We start from the raw sequence: 18,976 nt of genomic DNA on the forward strand, positions 1-18,976 counted from the left end.
TAGACCGAATCACTCTCTTTGCCAACATTATTCTTCGGACAGCAGGTGCACAAATTTATTGAGGATAAGCGCCGTAAGTCCCCAGACAATATCGTTCTGCAATCTGAAAAAATGAACCGTCCGCGACTGCTGACCGCGAAACCATTTCTCTGTCCAATAAGTTTCTCTGGAAACGAAATGTTTCAGCGGAACATTGTATATGCGGTCAACTTCCGCCTGCTGGAGTTTAAAATCAGTACAGCACCCTAAACCGACAAAAGGGGTTACCCTGTGCCCCCAGCGGGACATCTCGTCGTCAAGAGCCCCCAGCAGCTTCACGGAATCTCCGCAGATGCCTATCTCTTCGCATGTTTCACGCAGTGCACCGCCGCAGAGACTTTCGCCCCTGTCTACGCTCCCACCGGGAAAAGAAACCTCGCCTCCGTGATGGTCGAGACTGCGAACCCTTTTGGTCAGAATTACATTGTGCTGCGTGCCGTGCGGCACAAGAAGGAGCAGAACAGCGGCAACACGGGGTGTCGCCGCCAGAGTTCTGCGTTTATATAATGATACTCGCTTTTGAATTTCCGAAATATTGCAAACGTCAGCCAATCAGCTTTTCCAAGACAGCAGGCACAGCGGCTATAGCCTCGCCCAGCTTCGCGGGGTTCTTTCCGCCCGCCATAGCCATGTCGGGTCGCCCGCCGCCGGAGCCTTCGGCAATCTTCGCAACTTCGCGGACAACGTCGCCCGCTTTAACCCTGTCCATTGTATCTTTAGTAACGCCGCAAGCAAACATAACCTTGCCGTCGTTAACGGAACCTGCCACAACAACACCGCTCTTCATCCTGTCGCGCGCTGTGTCCACAAACTTACGCAGAGCGTCCGTGTCAGCGTTTTGAAGGGTTACGGCAAGCAATTTAACGCCTTTAACATCAACTACGTTGTCAAGCAGTTCCTCCGACTGTGCGGAAGCTATTTTGTCACCCAGCTTTTTAAGATCGCGTTCGCGTTCTTTCAGCGCGTCCATGGTCTCTTCCATTCTGGAAAGGACGTTATCTGGAGCCGCTTTAAGCAGTTTTGCAGCCTCTTTAACAACGCTGTCGGTCTTCTGTGCATATGCAAGGGCATTCATACCGGTAACAGCTTCTATCCTGCGCACGCCGGAAGCCACGGAAGCCTCGCTGACAATTTTAAAGAATCCGATGTCTCCCGTTCTGTTGACGTGACATCCGCCGCAAAGCTCCATACTGAAATCCTCAACACGGACAACGCGTACCCTTTCGCCGTATTTCTCGCCGAAAAGAGCCATTGCCCCCGCCTGGACAGCTTCGTCCCTGCTCATGTATGTTTTTGATACTTCATCATTTTCCTGAATAACAGCATTCACTTTCTCTTCAATACGCTCAATTTCGTCATGGGAAACAGGCGCATAGTGGTTAAAGTCGAAACGCAGTCTGTCCGGTGTGACCATTGAACCCGCCTGACGCACGTGGTCACCCAGAACCTCCTGCAGTGCCTTATGGAGAAGGTGCGTTGCAGTATGGTTCTTTTCTGTAGCTTTTCTGGCTGCTTTTTCAACTTCTGCCGTAACGTTTTCACCTTTGATGATAGCGCCCAGTTCAGCCGTGCCGTGCATGGCTATCATGCCCTCACCGTATTTTGAGGTTTTTGTTACCCGAAACACTGCCGTGTCGGTCTTGATGTATCCGCAGTCGCCAGCCTGACCGCCGCCCTCCGCGTAGAACGGGGATCTCGCAAGCACTATATCGCACTCGCCGTCAGTTCTGTTTGTTTCCGCGCCGTCTTTTATTATCGCAAGAACGGTGGTGGACTCTTTCAGGCTGTCATAGCCTGTAAACTCCGTATGCAGACGGCTGGCAAGCTGGATATAGATATCAGCCACCCTGTTTTCTCCGCTGCCCGCCCAGGATTTCTTGGCGCGTTCCTGCTGTGCCTGCATCTCCTGCTCAAAACCGACGGTATCAAGTCCGTAACCGGCATCCTCGGCAATATCCGTGAGCAGATCCACAGGAAATCCGTACGTATCATACAGGCGAAAAATGTCTTCTCCGCTTATAACTTTATATTGTTTATGCTTTTCCAGAAGTTCATCTATTATTTTAAGTCCGGTGCCCAGAGTTCTGCTGAAAGACTGCTCCTCGTTAGTAACAACCTTGGAGATGAATGGCTTTTTGTCTGCAAGCTCGATGTAGTGACCTTTCATAAAGTCCACCACGAACTCGCATACCTTGTGGAAGAAAAGACCTTCGAAGCCGAGCATTTTGCCGTGGCGCATTGCGCGGCGCATGATGCGGCGCAGAACGTAGCCGCGTCCGTCGTTCGCCGGAAGCACGCCGTCGCCTACAAGGAACGTCGTGGAACGGCTGTGGTCGGCTATAACTCTGACGGATATATCTTTTTTAGCGTCGGTGCCGTATTTATGTCCTGCAAGCTCAGCAATGAACTCAAGGATGGGTTTGAAAAGGTCGGTTTCATAGTTGCTTGTCACCTTCTGAACAACCGATGTCACACGCTCAAGCCCCATTCCTGTGTCAATGCTGGGTTTGGGAAGGGGTGTCAGAGTACCGTCGGCGGAACGGTCAAACTGCATGAAAACGAGGTTCCACAGTTCAAGGTGTCTGTCGCAGTCGCAGTTGCGGTCACATTCGGGTCTTCCGCAGCCTGTGCCTTCGCCCTGATCGATATGTATCTCCGAACAGGGACCGCATGGTCCGGTGTCGCCCATTGACCAGAAGTTGTCCTTCTCGCCGCGGCGTTCGATGTCTTTTTCGTCCAGACCGATAACGTCACGCCAGATGGCGAAAGCCTCGTCGTCGTCATTGTAAACGGATACGAACATTTTGTCCGCGGGCAGCCCCATCTCTTTTGTAAGGAACTCCCAGCCGAATTTTATAGCGTCCTCTTTGAAGTAATCACCGAAGGAAAAGTTGCCGAGCATTTCAAAAAATGTATGGTGACGTGAGGTTACGCCCACGTTTTCAAGGTCGTTGTGTTTTCCGCCCGCGCGCACAACCTTCTGGCATGTGGCGGCTCTGGAATAGCTTCTGGTTTCGCGTCCGAGGAAGGTGTCTTTGAACTGGTTCATACCCGCGTTTGTAAAAAGAAGCGTAGGATCGTCCGCAGGAACAAGGGACGATGAACCGACAACAACGTGTCCATGCTTCTTAAAATATTCCAGAAACTTTTTTCGTATCTCGTGACCTGTCATATCAGCTCCGTTTGAGAGTATTCAGATACTCTTCCCACTCTATGGGCAATAGATATTTTTTTTTATTGTTACATTCTTTACATGCGGGCACAACGTTGCCCTTTGTGGACATCCCGCCGCGGGCTATGGGCACAATGTGATCCATCGTAAGCTCTGCGGGCGGAAATTTTTCGCCGCAGTAATAACATACGCCCTCTGCCAGCTTGTTTTTCCACCACTGGGTATGGCGCAGTTCCCTTGCCTTTTCTTTCTCTTTTTTTATGTGCCTGTCGTCGGCAGGAATAAAGAACATTTCCATTTCAGCAGGGATTATATAGATGTGTTATGCGAAATGCAAGAATTGATGAAAAAATCAAAAAACAGAATAAAAACTAATTTCGGACAATTTTCACCGTAAATTATTCTCTTATTACAATTCTCAGATTATTTAAATATTGATATTGAAAAAGCAAATAAGGTCATTTAGAACATAAACTATTTATAATAAAATACTTTGACGCAAAAAACTCCATTCAGAAAATTGTTAAATATAACTTGAACACCGCTTTGCAATCGTGTAGAATGTCGCGTTTGCAAAACCCCATACTATTTTCATCCCATCAGGAGGACAATGTGAGTAAAGCTCAGATGTGCGGACTTGAAGGCTATGGCTTCACCAATCTCGGTGTAGTCAAAAAGAACCTCACAGCCGCTGAACTGTATGAAGAAATCGTTAAAAACGGCGAAGGAAAAATCGCCGATAAAGGCGCTGTGGTTTGCCTTACAGGCAGATGCACTGGACGCTCGCCCAACGACAAGTTCATCGTTGAGGAGGACACAACCAAAGCCGACGTCAACTGGGGCAAGGGAAACGTCGCCATCTCCGAAGAAAAATTCGAGAAACTTTACGGAAAACTTAAAGCATATCTCCAGAACAAACAGCTTTACGTTCAGGAATGTTATGCCGGCGCCGAGGAACACTCCAGACTGAAAGTACGCGTTATCAGCGACTCGGCATGGCAGAACCTTTTTGCGCGCAACATGTTCATCACAGAAAACGATGAAAGCAAACTCGCGGATTTCGCTGCGGATTTCACAGTTATCGGATGTCCCGGATTCCACGCCAATCCCGAAGAGGACAGCACAAACAGCGAAGCATTTATCATGCTCAACTTTAAAAAGAAACTCGTTATCATCGGCGGAACAAGCTATGCAGGCGAGATAAAAAAATCCATATTCACAGTTATGAACTATGTTCTGCCCAAAAAGAACATCATGTCCATGCACTGCTCCGCAAACATCGGACACGAAGGTGACACTGCTCTGTTCTTCGGTCTTTCCGGCACAGGCAAGACAACCCTTTCAACAGATCCCGACAGATACCTCATCGGTGACGATGAGCACGGCTGGAGCGATGAGGGTGTTTTCAACATTGAAGGCGGATGCTATGCAAAAGTTATCAACCTTTCACCCGTTCAGGAACCCGACATCTACGCATGTACACAGAAATTCGGCACAATCCTTGAAAACGTGGTAATGGACGACAAGAGAAAAATCGACCTTGACGACCAGAAATTCACAGAGAACACAAGAGCGTCTTATCCCATCAATTCTCTGCCTAACATTGTTGAGGCAGGCAAAGGCGGGCACCCCAATGTGGTTATCTTCCTTACTTACGACGCTTTCGGCGTTCTTCCCCCTGTTTCCAAACTGACAGTTCCTCAGGCAATGTACCACTTCATCTCCGGCTACACAGCCAGAGTTGCAGGCACTGAAAAAGGTGTTACAGAGCCGAAAGCAGTGTTCTCCACATGTTTCGGCGAGCCTTTCATGGTATGGCACCCCTCCGTTTATGCAAAACTGCTCGGAGACAAGATTGTTAAACACGGTGCAAGCTGCTACCTTGTAAACACAGGTCTCACAGGCGGACCCTACGGAGTCGGCAAAAGATTTGAGATCAAATACACCCGCAAGATTATCAAAGCGATACTCTCCGGTGAAATTAATAACTCAGAATTTACGGCTGATCCGGTATTCGGTTTCGGAATCCCCAAAACTCTGGGCGATATCCCCGCCGACGTTCTTCATCCCATCGAAAGCTGGAAAGACAAGGACGAATACATGGAGAAACTTAAAAGCCTCGCAAGCGGCTTCAAAGAAAACTTCAAAAAGTACGAGGCGGTCACCTCCGCAGAAATTATTGCGGGCGGCCCCGTTATCTGATAACTTACAAGGGTCTGTACCGACGGTGCAGACCCTTTTTTTCAGGAGACCGCATGGATCAGCTTTTCAAAGGAGCAGTGCGCTTCCGCGAGCGCAGCTTCGAAAAACATAAAGAATTTTTCCAGAAACTCGGACACGGGCAGCAGCCACATACCCTGTTCATAGGGTGTTCCGATTCGCGGGTTGTCCCGGAACTTATCACAAAAGCAATGCCCGGAGAGCTTTTCGTCGTCCGCAACATCGCAAACATAGTGCCCAAATACCGCATCTCCAAAGAATATGCCGCAACGACCGCAGCAATTGAGTTTGCTGTTATAACACTTGGTGTCGAAAACATCGTTATCTGCGGACACTCAAACTGCGGAGGCTGCAACGCGCTCTTTAAAGACCGCAAATATTTCAGCGACATACCGAACGTTGAACACTGGCTTGAACAGGCGGGAAATGTACGCGAACAGGTGGAAGAGAACTATCCCGATGCAACGGAAGAAGAAAGGGAATGGATAACCGAACAGGTTAACATTGTCGAACAGATGAAAAATATCCTTTCCTACCCGCTTATTGCCGAAAGATACAAGGACGGAAAACTGAATATATACGGCTGGTATTATGTGATAGATACCGGAGAAGTGTATAACTATAACAAAGATACTCAGGAATTTGAGCTTATCACTGACTAAAGGCTGTGCGGGATCATTTACCCCTTGATGTGAAGGCGTGGATTATGCCGCGCACGGCTTTCATGTATGAACCGCGTTCTTCATCGTCGGTTCTGAAATAACCTGCTTTCACATCCCTCAACAGCTTTGGAAGCTCTTCCTCTTCCGGGGTATCCGAAACAAGGTCACGCATTGAAATGTTCAGACATTCTGAAATTGACTTCAAAATATTGATGGTCATGTTAACTTTGCCTGTTTCAATCTGTGACATATACGTCGCATGGATGTTGACATGCTCCGCAAGAGTCTCCTGTGACCACCCTCTGGCTTTTCTGGCGTCTTTAATGCGCTGACCTATCTCAACTAAATGATTATTTTTTTTGCACATAACTAGACAATATTCTAAGTATCAACACAAATGAATAGAATATACTTACATTATACTATTGACGAATCTTGACTATATAATATAATGTTGTATACAGACTGTGTTCTGAATGCCGCACTTGAAATCTTCTAACACACTGATAAAAATACACAACCCAGCACTATCCATTGCATGGGTCAGACGCAATTATGATATCAGATTTTCAGGGGCATTGTACAGTTTTAAGGTGATATATGTCTGATTTACGTTACTTATTAGTTAAAATTCCGTCCTCTTCCATACATGAACTGAACAAATTTACAGCACAGAACGAAGGTGAGGTTGTAAAGATTCTGCCGGCTGGCGAAAAAACTGATTACATAAATCCCGCGGAACTCAGCTATGACATTTCAAAAACAGAACGCTGCCGATTTTTGCAGGAGCGTGAAAACGATATGCACAGGCTACTCACCTCTATTTCCCACCACTGGAGGCAGCCGCTGAACGTGCTCGCTCTCTCTGTGCAGGATCTCTGTGAACTGCACGAGCTAAACAGGCTTCAGGACGAAGACATCAGCGAATTCGGCAAAGTCGCAATGAACACAATACAGAACATGTCTTCAATCATAGACAGTTTTATATCGTCATACAACAATGTCGGAAATGAGATCAGAAAAAACCTTATATATCATATATTTGACCTGCTTAAACTGTACCAACCAGAACTCGCTTTCAACGATATCAAGATCAAATTCAATTTTACATGCTGCGGTAAAACTGAAGAATATGATAATTTTGACAAATATCCGGCATCCGTCGAATCTCTGACGTGCAAAACAATTGATATAGTTAAATTTAATTTAGTATTCTCAAATATTTTAGACAACGCGAAAGAAGCTGTATACGACGCATTAAAAAAACATCTTATATCTGAAGGATTGATTGAAGTGAACGTCGCAGTCAGCTCCGGTCTTGTTTCAATCTGCATCAGAAACAACGGGGAATCAATTGACGAAAAGATAAAAGATAAGATATTTATGCCGTATTTCACAACAAAGGACAACAGCCACGGAACGGGGCTCGGACTTTATACTGCAAAAATGGTCACAACAAACTGCTTCAACGGACAGTTGAAGTTCAAAAACTGCCCACAGGGAGTTGAATTCACTATCCTGCTTGAGATAGGGCAGGACGGCGCTCTCAGTCGGGTGGAATGACGCTGTGATCTGCGCCTACGTCATTAACGTGTTGCACCGGAAATTCTACGCGGTGCAGATTGCTTCGCTTCGCTCGCAAAGACGGAAAATGGAGACGCCTCAGAACGAAGCATATCAGCAGAGAAGATTGCTGCTCAGATGCGAGTTATGAAAGGAAGATTACGTGAGACGAGCAAAAGCGTACACAGAAGTACGTGTTGCGAGCGAACGGAAGCTGACACAGCAGAACGAAGCATATCAGCAGCAATCATTTATTTACGGGCTTTGGGGTGGGTCTTGTCGTACACCTTGAGGAGTTCTGAGAGGTTAAGGTGGGTGTATTTCTGCGTAGTGGACAGTGACTCATGCCCCAGAAGGGTCTGGATGGTTCGCAGGTCAGCTCCGCCTTCGAGAAGATGGGTTGCGTAGGTGTGTCGGAACGAGTGGGGTGAATAATCCAGCGGGAGTCCGGCAATCAGAAGATACTTCTCAACGATGCGCCTGACCGACCTGTCGGTGAGACGTGTCCCCAGTTTATTGATAAACAGTGCTTCTCCGTCCTTGACATATCCGCCGCAATCATCCGCCCGTCTGTCCAGATAAGTCTTTATCATCTCAACGTGCATATCGGCAATGGGCACAATGCGTTCTTTCTTGCCCTTCCCTTTAACACGTATGCGCAGTCCACCGAAATCTATGTCGTTTATACCCAGCCCCACAAGCTCGCTGACGCGCACTCCTGTACCGTACATCATCTCAAGCAGGAGGGCATCCCGCAAACCGAAAGGCTCATCTTTTTTGGGTAGTTCCAGCAGTGTCATGATGCTGTCGATGTTGAACACTTCGAACGCTTTCTTCTCTTTCTTAGGAAATTTCAGCATCCTGGCGGGGTTATCTTCTGATTTATTCTTTTTCTGCAGATAGTTAAAGAATGACTTCAGACATGCTATTTTCCGTTCAACAGTGGATTTTGAGAAGCCCTTTTCATAGAGCATGGCGACAAATCCGCGCAGCATAAAGAAATCCGTATCTTCAACGGTGTTTATACCTGATTCCTCAAGGTATGAGCAGAGGTCTGCGAGGTCTTTTGAGTAATTGACAAGGGTATGGCGGGAAGCTCCCTTTTCGTTAAGCATAAAGTCAAGATATGCGGCTGCCGCTTCGTCGATGTTCATAAGAATAAAATCGTATCTTTTGACGGTTTATAAAGTAAAAAAGGCGCACCGTGCGGTGCGCCGTATATATACTTACAGGCACTTAGCCTTTTCAAACATTCTGTCCAGAAGACCGATGAGATGCTCAACGTTCTTGCGCATTTCATAAAGGACATTCTGTGCTTTTTCGCGCTCGCCCTTCTGCAGAAGGTCGGCTATCTGGTGAGAGAGTTTATGCACCTCGGAGTGCGGCTTCTCAATAGCTTTGTAATCGGGGTCACTGCCGAAGACATCCTGCGAGGATTTGGCATAATACATTTTGCCGAAATCGCAGCTTGTGTGGTCTTTAAGGTTGGTAGGCGGCACGCCTTTCATAAAAGCGTTGTACACGTTTTTAAGATATTTGACGTGTGCCATCTTCGCCTTAACAAACAGCAGAGACTTGCATGAAAGTTCATACTGTATCAGGTCTTTTTCGATATTGCTCAGCGAATCCATAAGACCGTCTATCTCGTCCATAAGGTTTTCAACCCTGTCTCTGGATTCTTTAGAAGATTCCGCAACCTTCTCAATATTTCCGGCAACATCCGCAGTGGCGCTTGCCTGCTCTTCGGAAGCAGTTGATGTGTTCAGAAGAAGAGCGTTCAGATCCATAACGGAATGAAGTATCTCATTAAACCGTTCGTTAGCCTTCTCTGTGGCGTGAACCTGCTCAATGATGTTCTCTTCAACCAGTTTCGCATTCCCGTTGGCTTTTTTAACGTTCTCCTGAATTACTTTTACAATTTTTTCTATCTCGTTGGTAGATGCCAGAGTCTTTTCAGCCAGCTTTCGAACCTCGTCTGCAACCACGGCAAAGCCTCTGCCCGCCTCACCCGCTCTTGCGGCTTCAATTGCAGCGTTCAGCGCAAGCATGTTTGTCTGTTCGGATATATCGTTGATAACGTTAACGACAGAACCGATGGTGCTTGCGTTTTCCGTAAGGGAGTTGATGTCCGTTGCAAGTGACGCAACAACCTCTTTAACATGTTCGGCTTTTTCCGTAGCTTCCTGAACTATGGCGGAGCCTTCCTGTGCCATCACAAGGGTTTTTTCCCCCTTCTCGGCAACGTCTGCTGTGTTGCGTGAAATCTCCTCAACTGTAACACTCATTTCCTCGCCCGCGGCTGCTACTGTTGCGGAGAGGTCAACGTTCTGGTTTGCGGCTTTGCGCACGTCCACCAGAGCATAGTAGATGGGCATTATACCGGAAAGCAGATCGCCCAAAGTGTGTATTGTCTTAGTAAGGTTTTTATCAAGCGTACCGAGAAAGTTATTCATCTTAAACGATACTGTTTCAAGCTCGTTGCCCTCTTTCTTAACGGGAAGGCGTTTGGAAAGGTCGCCGTTGCCTGTCGTAACAGCATCGGCAATGTTACCTATCTTGTCGATAAGTTTGAGATAATACTGAAGAGTATAGTACAATATCACCGCAAAAATTGATGCGAGCACAAAGCCTATGATAAATTTCTTAACTGCGGCTATGAAAGCGCTTTTAAGCTGCGGGGTCATATCCTTGAAAAACAGGATATTACCCATCTCCTCACCTTTGTAGTCTTTAAGCGGGAAGATATACATATATATGCTGTGCCCTTCGAGTTTCACTATTCCGTTTCCGGCATATGAGTTGATGAAATTTTCAGGGTGCTCAAGATTATTCTTATAATATCTGATGCCTTCTTTATCTATGTCGGAAGCCTGACGCTCCATCCCTTCGGATTTTGCTATCACGTCCTCTCTGATACCGACTGCATAGGTTACGCCAAAAGATTTGCTCATGTAGTCAACAAGAGAGTCAATGGAACCGCCGAACTCAACGGAACCGACGTGCTGTCCCTGAGACATAACAGGAAAAACCGAACGCAGACCGGGACCGCCCTTGCCGACCTCAAGACCTATAACGGGTTTAAGCGTGCTGTTAGCCTGAATAACGGTGCCCCTGAAAGCGGAAAGGTCGTCGCCGAACTTTTCAACTTTGTGAAGACGGAGAAAACTTGTTGCCGGGGGAGTGTGAAACTGAAACTGAACCACACCGGCATCCTTCACAGAGTTGAAATATTTCTGATATTTGTTTACCAGACCATCACGGTCGCCCGCCGCAAGCATGGCAGCCGTTTCCTGATCTTCGGCTATAGATTTGACAGTGAGCGATATATCATCCAGTTTCTCTTTGAGCCTGTCGTTAATGATATCCGACATGGACTGCATGTCATTCGCAGCATCTTTTATCATAGCTGTACGAAGAGAAAGATAGTCATACCCGGACAGTATGATAGTAATAAGCAGTATCCCTATGTACACCCCGATGGAAACATACTGCTTGATACTTAGTTTAATAAAGTGCATACTTCACCTCAAAATTGAGTTCAATAACTCCCCGTAACTTTCATGATTGAATCATTATAGTATTTTATAATTTATCGGACAGGAAAGCAATTAAATGAGTGAAGAATTTGAAAATTTAGTTAAAATAGTCAAAACGCTCCGGAGTGAGAACGGATGCCCGTGGGACAGAGAGCAAAACCTGTTTTCAACTAAAAATCTCTTTATAGAAGAGGCTTTTGAGCTTCTGGACGCACTGGACAGGCAGGATATAGCGAACATACGTGAGGAACTGGGTGATGTTTTGTTTCATACCGTGTTCCACAGTGTCATGGCAGAGGACGAAGGGAGGTTCAATATAGACGAAGTTCTGGCTGAAGTTTCAGCAAAACTTGTCCGCAGACACCCGCACGTTTTCGGCACAAAGTCTGTTTCGGACTCCCAGGAGGTGCTCGCCAACTGGGACGAAATAAAGAAAGAAGAGAAGAAAGCCAAAAAAGCCGAATCAATACTGAGCGATATCCCCGCCGCCTATCCTTCCGTGATGCGCGCGCTGAAAATACAGGAAAAAGTACGCAAGGTCGGTTTCGATTGGGAAAAACCGGAAGACTGCATGGCAAAGATGGACGAGGAGATCAGCGAGTTCAAAGAGGCATTCGCAGAAAACGACAGGGAAAAGATGGAACACGAGATAGGCGACGTGCTCTTCTCGGTGATAAACATGGCGCGCTTCTGCAGGGTTAACCCCGACGAGGCTCTCAGAAAAGCCAACGACAGATTTATTAAACGTTTCAGCCATATAGAAAAACAACTGAAAAGCCGGGGAAGCTCATGCGAAGAGGCTACCCTTGAAGAGATGGAAAATCTGTGGATTCAGGCGAAAGGACTTGAATAATCCTCTCCGCCGTAATAGTATTGATTAAAATTTAATCAATACTGGTGCGCAGTGAGAACAGTCAACACTTTCCATTCAAGCAGTTATGTTTTCAACTCAAAGGTATCGGCAGACGTTCAGCCTGTGATATCCTCCCTTGAGATGCTTCTTGATATCCCATCGCGCCCCGGCGCATTCGCATATCTCACCGATAACCTGACCGCAAGATGTGTTTACGGACTCATCAGCATGGATGACAGCGATGTCACCTTTGAACAGGTTTGCAGGATAATCACCCACGACCGGAGCAACTTCACACAGGACATCCAGTCCATAGGCACGATAAATGTTTTCTGCGCGCTGAAAACAGCGGAGGAAAGGCTCAGCGAGCCGTTTACACCGGAACTTGCCACACTGTTCCACTCAGAATTGACCAGTAATATGGAGATACCCGAATCCGGCATCTACAGAAAAAGCGCAGCCCGCTGCGAAGACGGAGACACCGGATGGACACCGCCCGCATCGGCACTGGACGTAAATTTTCTTATGAAGCACCTGACAGAATGGCTGACATGCGGTGAAACCGCAAACGTAAGCCCTTTCCTTAAAGGACTGCTGCTTCAGATGCACCTGAAGAAAATACAGCCTTTCCACACGGCAAACAACAAAACCGCAGCGGCGGCAGGCATATTTCTTATGCGAAAGCACGGACTTAACGCCCTTCCGTATCTTCTTCAGGAAATATACGCGCAAAACAGAGACGAATACCTCGCCCGCTCCGCCGAATTTTACAGAACGTCGGACATATCAGGTTTTGCAGATTTTGCCGCCCGCAGACTCATAGTGATGATTGAAGAGGGAACGCGGACGAACCTTGCTCACATCCGCCGCAACAGTCTTGAAAAATACCTTGCCGGACTGCTGGATGAAAAGGAACTGATAAAGCGTCAATACGATTTTCTTATGATGCTGAACAGGACAGGACATGTCTTCCGCTATGAAGATATGCTGCTGAAAAAACCTTTCACAACTTATTACGGAAAAGTGAGCCGCACAACTGCAGCAAGGGACGTGAAAAAATTTATGGAGATGGGTCTCATAGAGGAAACAGGCGACGGATACGCCTTCAATTCCAAATTTTTAAGCATCTAGCCGCAGTTTCGGTTTAAGTATGCTCAGTCTAACAGGAGAATGTTCTAGCCGTAATCGAACTCAACCTCGCCGGATTTATCGTCGAAATAATAGCATCCTCTGGACGTTTTGTCTTTCGTAAGCACAAAGCGCCCTCCAATCATAAACTTAACTTCCGGATAAGCATATCTGCCGACATAAATTTTGCTGTCGTTTTTCAACACAAGTTTGGACTGTGTCTCTTTAATCATGTTATCAAGTGCGGCAATCTCTTTGCGGAGCTGTTCGCGCTTTATAAGCAGTTTATCGATCATAACCCGCTTCTGCTCGCTCTGGCGCATCAGAATCTCTTTATTGTTGCCCAGATAAGTCTCCAGCTTTGTCAGCATCTTGGAAGTTTCGTAACGTTTCGCTACCATTTTCCGCATATCCATAACGTCCTTAACGGATGTGAATATGGCAACGTCCGTCTTTATATACGCCTCCGAACCGTAAATCTTTGCAGAAATCCCCTCAACAGAGAATACCTTGCCGCCGATTATGCTTCCGGGCACACCGTCAACCACAATCTCTTTTTCGGCGTATATTTCTGAGTTCATTATGGATTTCTTAACATATACGCCTTCGTTGGTGATTATCTTTGCCTTATGGATAAATTTTGCGTAAACAGAGCCTTCGGAGTAGATGTCCGCCGCTTCCTGCCCGCCTATGATACCCTGCCGTGCCATCACTCCGCCGCCGGCGATAACCCTACCGCGGATAGTGGTTGCAACTACTTCGTTTTTTGCACGGACTTCAAATCCTGCCTTTATGCTGCCTTTCACAATGACAGAACCGGGGAAATCTATATTTCCGGTGGTAAAGTCCACGTCTTCCGGCACAAGGTAGACCGGACTTACGTTAAGATGTATCACTCCGCGAACCTTGCCGTATTCCACAAGTCCGTCTATGCGGCTTATTACTTTTTTACCGTCTTTATATACTTTCCTGCCTAGTTCCAATTCCACATCTCTTCCGTTTTTTGCCGGAAGAACCCTGCCGCAGACATCCATACCCTCTTTTCCGGCGGTTGGGCTGATTATCATGGCAATGGGCTGATCCTTTTCCGCAAGAGCAAGCTGTTTCTGTTTGTATATACGGTAATCAACACTTACGAGTTCGTCGGAAGACAAAATGATGTCCTGCGGTCTGGCGGAGCGGAGGATAAGTTCGCCGTCCTGCCCGTGAGCAGGCTCCCTGCCCCTTGCAACTACATATGATTTTTCCATTCTGTCGCCATGCAGAAGCTGACTGTTGATATCGCGCACAACGGCCGTATCTATTCCGTAAACAACTCCCGCTTCAGCCAGAAGTTCGAAAACATCGGCATAAAGCGGTATGTCAGGAATTACAACATCAACTGTCATTCTGTCGGGGGATATCGCTATCTCAGGTTTCTGTTTGTATGCAAACTCTTCAAAAACCTTACCCCTGCTGGCATTGTCGGATTGTTCCATCAGATATCCGTCCGTATAAAGGCGAAAGCGTGGCATGTTTCTCCGTTTAAAACGTTTGAACTGACCATCGCTATCATTTCAGTGACTCCGCCGTTGCCCAGCACCTCAACTCTGGTGCCGCCGCCGGACGCTGACATCACCTTTTCAAAGTCCGAATGGTATCTGAAAAGAGCTGAAATCTCCTGTCCGGGAACAGCCGCCGACGGATGAAAGAACTGCGCAGCGGAGGTGTTCATATCCATAATCATGTAAAAGCCGTTAATAACAACAATCGGCATAGGCGACGTTTCGAAAAGAGATTTAAAGAACGCTTCGGATGCCCATGCGGTATCCTCAACCCTTTTGTTCTCAGTCATATCCAGAATGACCCCGATTATGCCCTCAACCCTGCCGCCGCGTATAAAAGCCCTCTTGTGTATGATATGGAACCCGTCTTCCATCCCCGGAAACCTGCCCCTGTGCTCCACACGCTCTTCCGAACACTCATGAATCAACGCTCTGTCTCCCTCCGCAAAGGAATCTGCGGTGTCCTTTGGAAAAAAGTCATATGCGGTCTTGCCGACAATCTCTTTGCGGGCAAATCCGTATGCCTCGCAGAGTGCTTTGTTGCAGGCAAGGTAGATCCCGTTAGTGTTTTTGTAATATACGGGAACGGGGATGGCGTCGAGCATAGTCTGAAAAACGTCGCTGTCGGTGAGAAAGCAGGAGATATCACACCCTCTGCATCCGAATATATGAGTTATAAGTGCTCCCACCTCGCTCTCTTTCGGAGACTCCCCCAGCTTGTCCAGCTCGATTTTTAAGCGCTCAACCATGACTTTGATATCGTTCATTGTGTATTACCTTTATGGTACGTTATGAAATATAATATAACTTTACCAGACATCCGTAAGCTGTAAAATCAATTTCGCTTGTTTTTTTGACTGAATTGAAATAACAATATTAAATGAAATTCAAATCGCTTACGGTTCAGGGCTTTAAATCTTTCGTGGACAAGACCGTCATAGAGTTTCCCGGCGGCATAACCTGCGTAATCGGTCCCAACGGTTCGGGTAAAAGCAACATCCTTGACGCTATCCGCTGGATATTCGGCGAGCAGAGCGCAAAGGAACTGCGCGGCGCGGACATGGACGATGTTATATTCGCAGGGTCACAGCACAGAAAGGCTTCCGGCTTCGCGGAGGTATCCCTTACCCTGTCCGAGCTGCCCGAAAACCTCACCTCAAAATGGGGATCGTTCAGCGAAATAACCGTAACGCGAAAGCACTACCGTACAGGTGAACGTGATTACCTCATAAACGGGAAAAAATGCCGTCTTAAAGATATACGCGAAATATTTTACGACTCCGGTCTCGGCACAAAATCAATCTCCATCATAGAACAGGGAAAAGTGGACAAGATAATCCAGTCCAGCCCCGAAGAGCTCAGAGCTTTTTTTGAAGAGACCGCAGGCGTTATGCGCTTCAAAGAGGGCAAAAAAGATGCGGAACGCAGGCTTAACCAGACGAAGGACAACCTCAGCCGTGTTACAGATATCCTTGCCGAGATACGCGGACAGCTTGAAACTCTTACACTTCAGGCGGAAAAGGTGCGCAGATACCGCGACCTTGCAAAGCGTCAGTCCTCTCTGCAGAAGGCGATAATCTACCACAGATACCAGAAAACGTTCGAAGAGCTCTCCGAAGTTCTTAACACCATAAACACACTTAAAATCAACCTTTCCGGTCACACGGAGCGTTTCACTAAACTTACGGCGGCAGAAACGCAGCTTCGCCAGAAAGCGGCGGAACTACGCAAAAATTTTAACGAAAAAAACGATGCCATAATCAAAGCCGAAGCGGAATCGGGCAGAGCCGAAGCGGACATAAGACTGCTTGAAAACGAGATTGAAGCGGCGGAAAAGAGCAAGGAAACACTTCACAGCGACATCTCTTTCCTGCAGAAAAAATTGGCTGAACTCACCGACCGCAGAACGGGTATTCTGGAATCAAAAGTTAACCAGACCGACAAAATAAACGCCCTGCAGGAAAAAATAGACGAAATAGAAGAGCGCATCAGCGATTACGAAACCATGCGCGAAGACATTAAAGAGGAACTATTCGGCGCGGACGATGAATATCTGAAAACCGCCCACAGAGCTTCAGAGACCAGAAACGCAATCTTCCAGAACGAGACCATGCTGACCCGTTATGAAAAGGACAAGGAACGGCTGGCACAGGAGAAGGAAGAGAGCATCCGCGATACACAGTTCACCGAAAACAACATCATCGTCACCGAGCAGGAGATTAAACGCCTGCAAACAGAAATTGAAACCATAGACGACACACTGGACACTTATAAAGAGAAATATTCGGAGCTTAAAGACGAACTGAATATTCTGGAAAACAAAGCGAACGAGAAGAAACTTGAGATAAACTCAGCCAGATCAAAGCTGAACATGCTTACAAACAGACTGAAAACAGAGACCTCCGGTCAGGACAACTCCGCTCTGATGGAAAAATTCGGAGGATATCTTCTGCTCGAAAAACTCAGCCCTCTGCTGGTGCGGGAATACGGCGACCTTGTGGTTTTCCCGTCATCAAAAAAAGAAACTGTGCTGGAAGGGGTCGCGTCCGTCAAACATACGGTGCGCTTCGTTTTCGACTCCGACGTACAGGAACTGCTGAAATCCGCGGAACAGTCCGTTAAAGAATACGGTGCTGTGGTCGCAAACGGACTCATATACAGAAAACCAGGTGCTGACGACAAACGGGAAGCAGTTGTAAAACTTCAGGCGGAGATAAAACAGTGCACAATAGAGATTGAAGACGCTGAAACCGCTCTGGAAGGCATCTCGGAGCAGATACCGGACGTTTCCGACAACCTGGAGACTGTCTCTGACAAGCTGGAAGAACTCCAGCAGATGAAACAGACAGCCACCCTTGACATAAAGGACAAGGAACGCAGCATAGCCGACATAAAACAGAAACACGAGCGCATGACGAAGCGCGCAGCTATAATAGACAGCGAAATTGTTAACATAGGCAACGAGATAAAGCGTTGCGAAGAAAAAATTGAACTCTACACCAAACAGAACAAAGACCTCTCCGCGCAGATGGCTGAGGCGGAACAGCGCAAAGAGGAACTGAACAGCAAACTGGAAGACATCGACGCCATGTACGAGGACGTGCGTGACGAACACTCCGCATACAAGGTGGAACTGCGCGGCGTACAGGAGAGCATAAACGGTTTCGTTAGGGAACTCGGCTTCATTGACAAAGATATATCTGAATCCACTGTCAAACTGAACGCAGCTAAAAACAGACTTTCACAGCTTCTCACATCCGACATCGTTAACCTGAAAGACAGGCTGGACGCAAAACGGAGCGAATTTCAGGACATCATAAAGAAACGACACCTGCTGAACGAAGAGAAGTTCCGTCTGGATACAGACATAGCAGAAACAGAAAAACAAATGGAAGAAACCGGAAAGCAGATTGACAAATACAACCTTGAGATACGCAGCATTGAGGACGACATCTTCGACGCCGAAAAGAAAAAGGAACGCTTCGAATCTGACATATCGAATCTGCGGGAGGCGTTCGAAGAAAAATTCCAGATGAACGTCAAAGACTTCGAGATGGATATGGAAGACTTCCAGCCTGCGAAGGCTAAAACCGAGCTGTCCGGCATAGAACGGGAAATTGACGAGCTTGGTCCCCTTAACATGACCGCTGAGACAGAATACAACGAAATTCAGGAACGCAACGAATTTCTGACTGCGCAGAAGAACGACCTCGAAGAAGCAGTGGCAAGTATCCATAACCTCATCCGCGAGATGGACGAGAATACCACGCAGATATTCAGTGAAACATTTGAAGGTGTTAAGAAAAACTTTGAACGGGTATTCTCTATCTTATTCGGACAGGGCACCTGTGACCTGACTCTTACAACTCCGGACGACGTACTCAACAGCGGCGTTGAAATTTTTATACAGCCGCCCGGCAAAAGGCTCCAGAATATGAACCTAATGTCCGGCGGAGAAAAAGCGATGGGCGCCTGCACGCTCCTTTTCGCACTGTTCCTGTACCGCCCCACCCCCTTCTGCTTCCTCGACGAGATAGACGCGCCACTGGACGAGAACAACATCGACCGCTTCCTGAGGATGGTGCACACCCTTTCCGCAGACACCCAGTTCGTAATCATCACCCATAACCAGAAAACCATGGCGGAGGCAGACTCCATCTACGGTGTGACCATGCAGGAACCCGGTGTTTCCAGAATACTTTCCGTCGTTCTCTGACCGCCTGCTTTACTTTTCCGTCCGATTTTTCTATAGTCCATTC

14 protein-coding genes are annotated in these 18,976 nt (G+C 47.2%); 6 read left to right on the forward strand and 8 right to left on the reverse strand.

All coding sequences use genetic code 11. The features are described 5' to 3' along the window. Positions 1 to 27: 27 nt before the first annotated feature. The 3 genes from Q7P67_RS05900 to Q7P67_RS05910 are packed head-to-tail and all read right to left on the reverse strand — an operon-like array spanning position 28 to position 3,509. Positions 28 to 591, reverse strand: coding sequence for a CoA pyrophosphatase (locus Q7P67_RS05900; RefSeq protein ID WP_303851000.1), 564 nt, complete (start codon positions 589 to 591; stop codon positions 28 to 30). Next, positions 584 to 3,211: an alanine--tRNA ligase gene (alaS, locus tag Q7P67_RS05905; RefSeq protein ID WP_303851002.1), complete on the reverse strand. Its 2,628-nt coding sequence runs from the start codon at positions 3,209 to 3,211 to the stop codon at positions 584 to 586. The genes Q7P67_RS05900 and alaS overlap by 8 nt, the downstream gene beginning before the upstream one ends. Before the next feature lies 1 nt (position 3,212). Then, entirely contained in the window at positions 3,213 to 3,509 is a 297-nt protein-coding gene (locus Q7P67_RS05910) for an HNH endonuclease (protein WP_303851003.1), read from the reverse strand. Positions 3,510 to 3,838: 329 nt separating this feature from the next. Between Q7P67_RS05910 and pckA the strand changes: the two genes are divergently transcribed. Together pckA and Q7P67_RS05920 are read left to right on the forward strand one after the other, a co-directional pair. Continuing rightward, positions 3,839 to 5,413 (forward strand): phosphoenolpyruvate carboxykinase (ATP), encoded by a 1,575-nt coding sequence (pckA, locus tag Q7P67_RS05915; RefSeq protein WP_369696007.1) that lies wholly within the window; start codon positions 3,839 to 3,841, stop codon positions 5,411 to 5,413. Between the two features lie 53 nt (positions 5,414 to 5,466). After that, the gene (locus tag Q7P67_RS05920) at positions 5,467 to 6,093 is read left to right on the forward strand and encodes a carbonic anhydrase (protein ID WP_303851005.1); all 627 of its coding nucleotides are present in this window, start codon (positions 5,467 to 5,469) and stop codon (positions 6,091 to 6,093) included. A 13-nt stretch (positions 6,094 to 6,106) separates the two neighbouring features. On the opposite strand, the gene Q7P67_RS05925 is transcribed toward Q7P67_RS05920, so the two are convergent. After that, the gene (locus Q7P67_RS05925; RefSeq protein ID WP_303851006.1) at positions 6,107 to 6,460 is read right to left on the reverse strand and encodes a helix-turn-helix domain-containing protein; all 354 of its coding nucleotides are present in this window, start codon (positions 6,458 to 6,460) and stop codon (positions 6,107 to 6,109) included. Between the two features lie 233 nt (positions 6,461 to 6,693). Here Q7P67_RS05925 and Q7P67_RS05930 point away from each other — a divergent pair, with 233 nt between their 5' ends. Then, positions 6,694 to 7,656, forward strand: coding sequence for a sensor histidine kinase (locus Q7P67_RS05930; RefSeq protein ID WP_303851007.1), 963 nt, complete (start codon positions 6,694 to 6,696; stop codon positions 7,654 to 7,656). A gap of 251 nt (positions 7,657 to 7,907) precedes the next feature. Here the strand turns inward: Q7P67_RS05930 and Q7P67_RS05935 are convergent, their stop codons facing one another. Both Q7P67_RS05935 and Q7P67_RS05940 read right to left on the reverse strand, forming a co-directional pair. Further along, positions 7,908 to 8,810, reverse strand: a complete 903-nt coding sequence (locus Q7P67_RS05935; protein ID WP_303851008.1) for a tyrosine recombinase XerC — start codon at positions 8,808 to 8,810, stop codon at positions 7,908 to 7,910. 72 nt (positions 8,811 to 8,882) lie between these two features. Then, entirely contained in the window at positions 8,883 to 11,174 is a 2,292-nt protein-coding gene (locus Q7P67_RS05940; RefSeq protein ID WP_303851009.1) for a methyl-accepting chemotaxis protein, read from the reverse strand. Between the two features lie 94 nt (positions 11,175 to 11,268). Here Q7P67_RS05940 and mazG point away from each other — a divergent pair, with 94 nt between their 5' ends. Both mazG and Q7P67_RS05950 read left to right on the forward strand, forming a co-directional pair. Next, on the forward strand, positions 11,269 to 12,045 hold the full coding sequence (gene mazG, locus Q7P67_RS05945; protein WP_303851011.1) for a nucleoside triphosphate pyrophosphohydrolase: 777 nt from the start codon (positions 11,269 to 11,271) through the stop codon (positions 12,043 to 12,045). A gap of 51 nt (positions 12,046 to 12,096) precedes the next feature. Continuing rightward, the gene (locus Q7P67_RS05950) at positions 12,097 to 13,176 is read left to right on the forward strand and encodes a Fic family protein (protein ID WP_303851013.1); all 1,080 of its coding nucleotides are present in this window, start codon (positions 12,097 to 12,099) and stop codon (positions 13,174 to 13,176) included. 44 nt (positions 13,177 to 13,220) lie between these two features. Here Q7P67_RS05950 and Q7P67_RS05955 read toward each other — a convergent pair whose 3' ends face one another. Next, entirely contained in the window at positions 13,221 to 14,687 is a 1,467-nt protein-coding gene (locus Q7P67_RS05955; RefSeq protein WP_303851015.1) for a DUF342 domain-containing protein, read from the reverse strand. Further along, a complete protein-coding gene (locus tag Q7P67_RS05960) occupies positions 14,651 to 15,484 on the reverse strand; it encodes a PAS domain-containing protein (RefSeq protein ID WP_303851017.1) in 834 nt (277 codons plus the stop codon). The genes Q7P67_RS05955 and Q7P67_RS05960 overlap by 37 nt, the downstream gene beginning before the upstream one ends. A 113-nt stretch (positions 15,485 to 15,597) precedes the next feature. Between Q7P67_RS05960 and Q7P67_RS05965 the strand changes: the two genes are divergently transcribed. Then, positions 15,598 to 18,933, forward strand: coding sequence for an AAA family ATPase (locus Q7P67_RS05965; RefSeq protein ID WP_303851019.1), 3,336 nt, complete (start codon positions 15,598 to 15,600; stop codon positions 18,931 to 18,933). The last annotated feature ends 43 nt before the right edge of the window (positions 18,934 to 18,976 follow it).

This window comes from Seleniivibrio woodruffii (assembly GCF_029267515.1).
Classification (GTDB): Bacteria; Chrysiogenota; Deferribacteres; order Deferribacterales; family Geovibrionaceae; genus Seleniivibrio; species Seleniivibrio woodruffii_A.

Bases quoted from the DNA above. Each gene is read 5' to 3' on its own strand.
- Q7P67_RS05965 (WP_303851019.1), top strand. From the start codon at position 15,598: ATGAAATTCAAATCGCTTACGGTTCAGGGCTTTAAATCTTTCGTGGAC.
- Q7P67_RS05930 (WP_303851007.1), top strand. From the start codon at position 6,694: ATGTCTGATTTACGTTACTTATTAGTTAAAATTCCGTCCTCTTCCATA.
- Q7P67_RS05910 (WP_303851003.1), bottom strand. From the start codon at position 3,509: ATGGAAATGTTCTTTATTCCTGCCGACGACAGGCACATAAAAAAAGAG.
- Q7P67_RS05940 (WP_303851009.1), bottom strand. From the start codon at position 11,174: ATGCACTTTATTAAACTAAGTATCAAGCAGTATGTTTCCATCGGGGTG.
- Q7P67_RS05925 (WP_303851006.1), bottom strand. From the start codon at position 6,460: ATGTGCAAAAAAAATAATCATTTAGTTGAGATAGGTCAGCGCATTAAA.
- Q7P67_RS05935 (WP_303851008.1), bottom strand. From the start codon at position 8,810: ATGAACATCGACGAAGCGGCAGCCGCATATCTTGACTTTATGCTTAAC.
- pckA (WP_369696007.1), top strand. From the start codon at position 3,839: ATGTGCGGACTTGAAGGCTATGGCTTCACCAATCTCGGTGTAGTCAAA.
- mazG (WP_303851011.1), top strand. From the start codon at position 11,269: ATGAGTGAAGAATTTGAAAATTTAGTTAAAATAGTCAAAACGCTCCGG.
- Q7P67_RS05960 (WP_303851017.1), bottom strand. From the start codon at position 15,484: ATGAACGATATCAAAGTCATGGTTGAGCGCTTAAAAATCGAGCTGGAC.
- Q7P67_RS05920 (WP_303851005.1), top strand. From the start codon at position 5,467: ATGGATCAGCTTTTCAAAGGAGCAGTGCGCTTCCGCGAGCGCAGCTTC.
- alaS (WP_303851002.1), bottom strand. From the start codon at position 3,211: ATGACAGGTCACGAGATACGAAAAAAGTTTCTGGAATATTTTAAGAAG.
- Q7P67_RS05955 (WP_303851015.1), bottom strand. From the start codon at position 14,687: ATGCCACGCTTTCGCCTTTATACGGACGGATATCTGATGGAACAATCC.